The 6,065-nt window shown below is 69.4% G+C and carries 6 protein-coding genes and 1 pseudogene; 3 read left to right on the forward strand and 4 right to left on the reverse strand.

What is annotated here, in order from left to right; genetic code table 11:
- Positions 1-8 precede the first annotated feature (8 nt).
- The 3 genes from ABF648_RS11585 to ABF648_RS11595 form a co-directional block, all read right to left on the reverse strand.
- Positions 9-959, reverse strand: coding sequence for a histidine kinase dimerization/phospho-acceptor domain-containing protein (locus ABF648_RS11585; protein WP_415632406.1), 951 nt, complete (start codon positions 957-959; stop codon positions 9-11).
- Positions 956-1,660: a response regulator transcription factor gene (locus ABF648_RS11590; protein WP_039910887.1), complete on the reverse strand. Its 705-nt coding sequence runs from the start codon at positions 1,658-1,660 to the stop codon at positions 956-958. Before ABF648_RS11590 ends, ABF648_RS11585 begins: the two co-directional genes overlap by 4 nt.
- A gap of 82 nt (positions 1,661-1,742) precedes the next feature.
- On the reverse strand, positions 1,743-2,915 hold the full coding sequence (locus tag ABF648_RS11595) for a hypothetical protein (RefSeq protein ID WP_052337530.1): 1,173 nt from the start codon (positions 2,913-2,915) through the stop codon (positions 1,743-1,745).
- A gap of 308 nt (positions 2,916-3,223) precedes the next feature.
- Here ABF648_RS11595 and ABF648_RS11600 point away from each other — a divergent pair, with 308 nt between their 5' ends.
- Both ABF648_RS11600 and ABF648_RS11605 read left to right on the forward strand, forming a co-directional pair.
- On the forward strand, positions 3,224-3,445 hold the full coding sequence (locus tag ABF648_RS11600) for a hypothetical protein (RefSeq protein ID WP_025402415.1): 222 nt from the start codon (positions 3,224-3,226) through the stop codon (positions 3,443-3,445).
- Positions 3,445-3,870: a hypothetical protein gene (locus ABF648_RS11605; protein WP_025402416.1), complete on the forward strand. Its 426-nt coding sequence runs from the start codon at positions 3,445-3,447 to the stop codon at positions 3,868-3,870. The genes ABF648_RS11600 and ABF648_RS11605 overlap by 1 nt, the downstream gene beginning before the upstream one ends.
- Before the next feature lie 436 nt (positions 3,871-4,306).
- Here the strand turns inward: ABF648_RS11605 and ABF648_RS11610 are convergent, their stop codons facing one another.
- On the reverse strand, positions 4,307-5,206 hold the full coding sequence (locus ABF648_RS11610) for a hypothetical protein (protein ID WP_415632407.1): 900 nt from the start codon (positions 5,204-5,206) through the stop codon (positions 4,307-4,309).
- A 130-nt stretch (positions 5,207-5,336) separates the two neighbouring features.
- Here ABF648_RS11610 and ABF648_RS11615 point away from each other — a divergent pair.
- A pseudogene (locus ABF648_RS11615) lies at positions 5,337-6,065 on the forward strand (transposase); the annotation flags it as partial.

Raw genomic sequence — 6,065 nt, forward strand, 5'->3', positions numbered from 1 at the left:
TAGATGAGCTACGCCCCGGTGTACTGCGGTCGCACGGGGGGGGCGTCGGCGCCGGCCGCTTTCCCGCAGGTGGGGGCGGGGCCGCACCCGCCGCCGGGCCCGGCGCCCCCGCGGCTCGAGACGCGGATGGTGTCGCCGGCACTGGTGTGCTGCAACGCGTTGCGCAGCAGGTTGTCCAGCACCTGTCCGATACGGGCCGGGTCGATGTCGGCCCTCGCCGCGTCGCCGGCGCCGAGATCGACCTGCAAACTCACGCCGGCGGACTGGCAGGGCAGCAGGAAGGCCGTGGTGGCCGCCCGGGCCACGTCGTCGACAGCGACCCTGCGCAGGTCGAGTGGGATACGTCCCTCTTCGGCCCGCGACACCTCGGAGATGTCGGCCGCCACGGCCTCGAGCCGCTGGTTTTGGCGTTGGAGCACGCCGAGGGTCTCGGGGGTGAAGTCCACTACACCGTCCTCGAGGCCCTCCAACGTCACTCGGGTCGCGGCCAGCGGGGTGCGCAGCTCGTGGCCCAGGTCGGTCAGCAATCGGCGGCGGGTGACCTCGGTGTGCGCCACCTGGTCGGCCATGTTGTTGAACTCGGCCGCGACCCGTTCCAGCTCGGCGGTCGCCGGGGGCATCTGCACCGGATGGTCGTAGTCGCCGCCGGCCACCCGGGCGGCGCCCTCCACCAGCGCGTCCAGGCCACGCGCCAGGCTCCGGTTCAACACCCACGCGGTGAACGCTGCCACCACCAGCGCCCCGGCCAGGCCCACAGCCAGCGACACGAGCCCGGCCGCGCGGAAGGCCTGCTCCGCGTGCGCCACCACCACCGGCTCGTCGTGCCGGGACTCGACCATGTGCCTGTCGAACAGCACCGGGCCGACCACGAGCGCCGTGCCGGCCACCATGAACGCCATGGTGACCAGCACCGCGAACTGGGTCAGGACCAGCCGCCGCGACCAGGAGCCGCGTCTCACCGGCCCGAACCCATCCGGTAGCCCACGCCCCGTACCGTCACCACGAACCGGGGCGCCGACGGGTCGTCGCCCAGCTTCTTGCGCAGGTGCGCGATGTGCACGTCGACCAGGTGGTCGTCACGGCGCCAGTCCTTGCCCCACACCTCGTCGGTCAACTGCCGGCGTGACAGCACCCGGCCCGGGTTCGCCGAGATCGCGTCAAGCAGGTCGAACTCGGTGCGCGTGAGCTCCACCGGAACGTCGGCCACCAGCACCTCCCGGGCCTCCGGCCGGACCAGAAGGTCACCGAAACGGCGCTCTGAGAGCGTGGCCTGGTCCCGTGCGGCGCGGGGACGGCGCAGCATCACCTGGATGCGCGCCACCAGCTCCCGCGGGCTGAACGGCTTGGTGACGTAGTCGTCCGCCCCCACCGACAGGCCCACCAAAGTGTCGACTTCGTCGGCGCGGGCGGTGAGCATCACCACGTAGCAGTCGCTGAAGGTGCGCACCTGCCGGCACACCTCCACCCCGTCCAACCCGGGAAGGCCCAGGTCGAGCACCACCACGTCGGGCCGCCACTCGCGCACCAGCTCCACCGCCTGCAGCCCGTCACCGCAGGTGCGGGTCTCCATGCCGGCCCGCTCGAGGTAGTTCTTCACCATCCCGGCCAGGACCGGCTCGTCGTCCACGACCACCACACGTGCTGTGGGTCCGCCACTCATGTCGCTTTCCTCCCGTCTGATTTGCCCAACCCGGGGCCGAGGCCCCCGGGCCTTGTCCACCGGCACCGGACTGTCGGTGTGGTCACGTGTGGCTCGCCGCCGGCGAGGGGTTCGAGCTCATCCCGGCCATCCCCTCCATGTCCCCGGTCGGATAGGTGGGGATCTCGACGCCCACCGACCCGGCCTTGATGGGTGGGGTCGTGCCGAAGCTGATGCCGTTGGGCGCCTTGCCGACCGGGATCGTCGCGGCCACCGTGTTGCTGGTCAGGTCGATCGCGGACACCGTGTCTGCGAACGTGTTCGTGACCCACGCGCGCGTGCCTGACGGATCGATCACCACCCCGTGCGGACCCGCACCCACCGGGATCGTCGCAGTAACCGCCATCGTCTGCGGGTCGATCACCGACACGTCATGGCCCGGCTCCTGCTCAGTGCCCTGGTCAGCGGCCAGCAAGCGCTTGCCGTCGGCCGACACGTACACCTGGACCGGCGCGTCGGGAACGCTGGCGCTGGCCACCACCTTCCGGGCGGCCAGGTCCACCTTCACGACCTTCTTCGGCGTGCCCAGGCTCACGTAGGCGAACCGGCTGTCAGGGGACACAGCCACCTGCACCGGGTTGGCGCCGACCGTGATCCTCGACGAGGCCAATGTGCGTGTGTCGATCACGTCGACCGTGTCGGCCTTCGCGTCCGCGACGACCACCTTCGTGCCGTCCGGGGAGGGCCGCAGTCCGTGGGGGCCAGCACCCACCCGCACGGCCGTGACGCGCTTCAACGACGGCAGCTGGTACACGTCCACCGCGTTCGCCGCGCCGCTGGTCACGTAGGCTCGCTGCCCGTCGGGGGAGGCGATCACGTGCGCGGGGTGCGCATCGGTCTGCGCGGTGGCCCGCACCGAGTACCGGGCCGGGTCCAAGGAGACGACGGCACCCGAGCCGACACTGACGGCCAGCACCGTCGACCCGTCCGGGGTCGCCTGCACGTTGTGGGGCATCGCGACGCCGTTGACCGTCGCGGCCACCGTGCTGCTGGCGGCGTCGATCGCGGTCAAGGAGTTGCCGTCCTCGTTCGCGACCCACACCGTCCCCGCCGGTCCGGTGCTCGGACGGCTGCTTGCCGGGCCAGCCGCGCTGCTCGCAGACGAGGTCCCTCCGCCCGCACCGGTCGAGGCGGAACACCCCGCCGCGACCGCCACCACCGCTGTGGCCACCCCCGCCACCGCGAGCCGGCGTCCGAGCTTCTTGCCTCGAGTCATCGATCCCCTCATTCCTGGAACAGTGCACCCGCCCCCATCGGTCGTCCCTGCCGGGCGGCAGGAACCCTGCGGAGGGCAGGAATCTCAGCGCACCATACGCTGCCTGCAGCAACCCTGCTCGACCGGCACGGAGATCGCCTGACCTATTCGTCAAGGAACGGTGAAGAAACCGCACGCCAGCCGCCGCGCCGGCCCACAGCCCAGCCCCCGTCCCAACCTTGATGGCTTCTTGACACAACAGCCACGGGTTCCGTCACACCAGCCCGCAACAGTGGAGACACAAGCACTTCGACGGAAGGAAACTCATCATGATGACCTACGCATGGAACGCACTACCGATGATGGCAGGCATGGTCCTGTTCTGGCTCGCGATCGTCGCGCTGGTCGTCTGGCTCGTCAAGGACAACCGGCCCCGCGCCGGCATCGCCAGCGCCCAGGCCGTCGACATCATCGACCAGCGCTACGCCCGCGGCGAGATCGACGAGGACCAGTGGGTGCGCATCCGCACCGGCCTGGACAAGAGGCAGTGATGACCGCCACCGCCCTCATCGAACCGCCGACCGCCACCCAACCGGCAGGAGCGCAGCCCGCCAAGGGATCCGTCCTGGCACGCGCCTGGGCCGCCATCCGCTCCGCCGTCGGCGTCCTCCTCGGCCTGGTCCCGCACGTGATGCACCACATCGGGATCATCGCCGGCGCCGCGTTCCTCACCGGGGTGTTCGGCAACAGCCTCCTGTTCGTCGTCGGCCTCGCGCTCAGCGTCCCCATGCTGCACCGCCTGCAACGGCACTACCGCACCTGGAAGGCCCCCGCCATCGGCGTCGTCGTGTTCACCGCCCTGTTCGCCCTGTCAGCCTTCGTGATCGGCCCCGCGATCAGCTCACCCAAGAACACCACCCCCGCCCCCACGACCCAGACCATGACCCAGGACCAACACAGCCAGCACCACCATTGACCTCTCCCTGGGCAAACGCCCCTGTCGAGAGCACCGGCACAACATGCACAAGGGCATCAGGCCACAAGAAGAACAGCCGCGGGCATGGCACCTTCGCGACACCGACTCCCTTCTTGCTGATGTCGATGTCGCTCTTGGCCTCAAGGCCCATGTACTCGGCCGCATCCCCCTCCGCCACGACAGCTGCCATGACCTGTCGCAGTCGCGGTCTCCGGTCGGGACGAAGTCCGTGTCCATCGGCCGCTCCTTCTCGTTCAGGGCTATAGAGGCCCGCGCCGGCATGCTGGGCCAACACCTGCTGCGATCCTACGGGGGCCACGCGCCGCGAGCTCTCACTCGGTGACGGCAGGGCTGACATGCACCGACGCCAGCCCACGGCATCACAGCAGCCCAGGGAGGCACTCGACCCTCGGCCGGCATCTCGACCGGGGTCGGATCACGAGGAGCGCCCCGGCCCAAGAAGTTTCGCGAGCCGCTTCTGCACCCCGCTGCCCTCACGATCCTCGGCGGGGCAGTGGTCCAGCCACCGCTGCAGTACAGCGATCTCCTCCTCACGTTGTTTGAGCTTGCGGTGGATGATCGCCGCTTGGATCGTGTACCACGGTGCCGGCTCCCCGAACCGGGCATCGCCCTCGGCTCCTTCAATGGCGATGTAGCAGAGCTTCAAGGCTGCCTCGAGCTGTCCCTCTCGCTTCAGCTGCTCGATCGGACCGACCGTCTCGAGATAGTGGATGCCGTGCTCGCTGCCAGCCACGAAGTCTTCGCCTCGCTGACCGCCCTCAACCAACGCCTCGCGAACCATGGTTCGGGCCCTGAAGGCGGTCTCCCCGGAGCGTTCCTTTGCTGTGACTGGAGGGCGGTGTTCGGCGCTGTACTCCCACTGCGGGGCGTCGTCGCCGAGCCAGGCCCACGCGTCCAGTCGAGGCCCCTTCGCCGTCTGAGCGGCGCACAGCTGCACCGGGATCCCCACCTGGGCTCCTATGGGCAGGTTGACCCGATCGGTTGCATGCCCTGCCAAAGCGCCGATCCAGTGCCCTTGGTAGATGACGTCCAATGCTTCGGGACGTTGGTCGTCAGCAGCGACGTGTTCAAGGGTGCCCACGTCTTCGAGGTAGCCGTCATGGTCCCGCAAGAGGGCAAGTGCCACCTGTTGCGCATGTGGCCGGCAGAAGGTGGTCGGGCCCACCACCTGCTGCAGCTTCGCGACCTCGTCGATGCTGATGACGCTGAGCCCGGGGCCCCGGGCATCACTGGCCTCGGGCGCCACCAAGAGGATCTCCTCCCGGCTCAAGCGGTCGCCTGTCTGCCCGCCCAACAGACGTGAAAACAGACCCATGGCCATCTCCCGACGCTCGTGGCTGCCCCGGAGGCCAACAGTAGGGGTGGGCTGACCCCGTCTGGTAGGTCCGGTGGTTGTGTGAGTCGTCCTGTTGCCCGGGGGTCCGGGCAGGGAGACTGGTCAGATCATGACGAACAGCAGGAAGCGTCACACTCCGGAGCAGGTCGTCCGTAAGCTCGGGCAGGCCGACAGGATGCTCGCGGGCGGTAGCGACATCGCCGCGGTGTGTCGAGAGCTCGGAGTGTCCGAGCAGACGTACTACCGGTGGCGGAACCAGTACGGCGGATTGAAGGCCGACGACGCGAAGCGGCTGAAGGAGCTCGAGAAGCAGAACGCCACGCTCAAGCGGCTGCTCGCCGAGGCAGAGCTCGAGAAGGCTGCCCTGCGGGAGCTGGCTGAGGGAAACTTCTAGGCCCGGGCAGGCGCCGCGCCGCCGTCGACCACCTCAAGCGCAAGCTGCGGGTGAGCGAACGAATGGCGTGCCGTCTGGCCGGGCTGAGCAGGTCCGCATACCGTCGCCCGCTCAAGGGCGCCACGGTCGCCGACCCTGATCGCGCGTTGCGGGACTGGCTGCGCGCGTGGGCGAAGAAGCATCCCCGCTACGGGTACCGGCGGGCGTATCACGACGCCCGGGGTGAGGGCTGGGCGGTCAACCACAAGAAGATCCAACGCCTCTGGCGAGCCGAAGGCCTCCGCGTCCCGCAGCGGCGACGCCGCAAGCGTGTCGGATCCTCGACCGTCGACGCCCCGGCAGCGGTCGCACCGAACCTCGTATGGGCGGTGGACTTCCAGTTCGACGCCGACGAGCAGGGCCGTCCGATCAAGATCTGCTCCATCGTCGACGAGCACACCCGCG

It is taken from the genome of Propionibacterium sp., from assembly GCF_047719395.1.
Lineage (GTDB): Bacteria > Actinomycetota > Actinomycetes > Propionibacteriales > Propionibacteriaceae > Propionibacterium.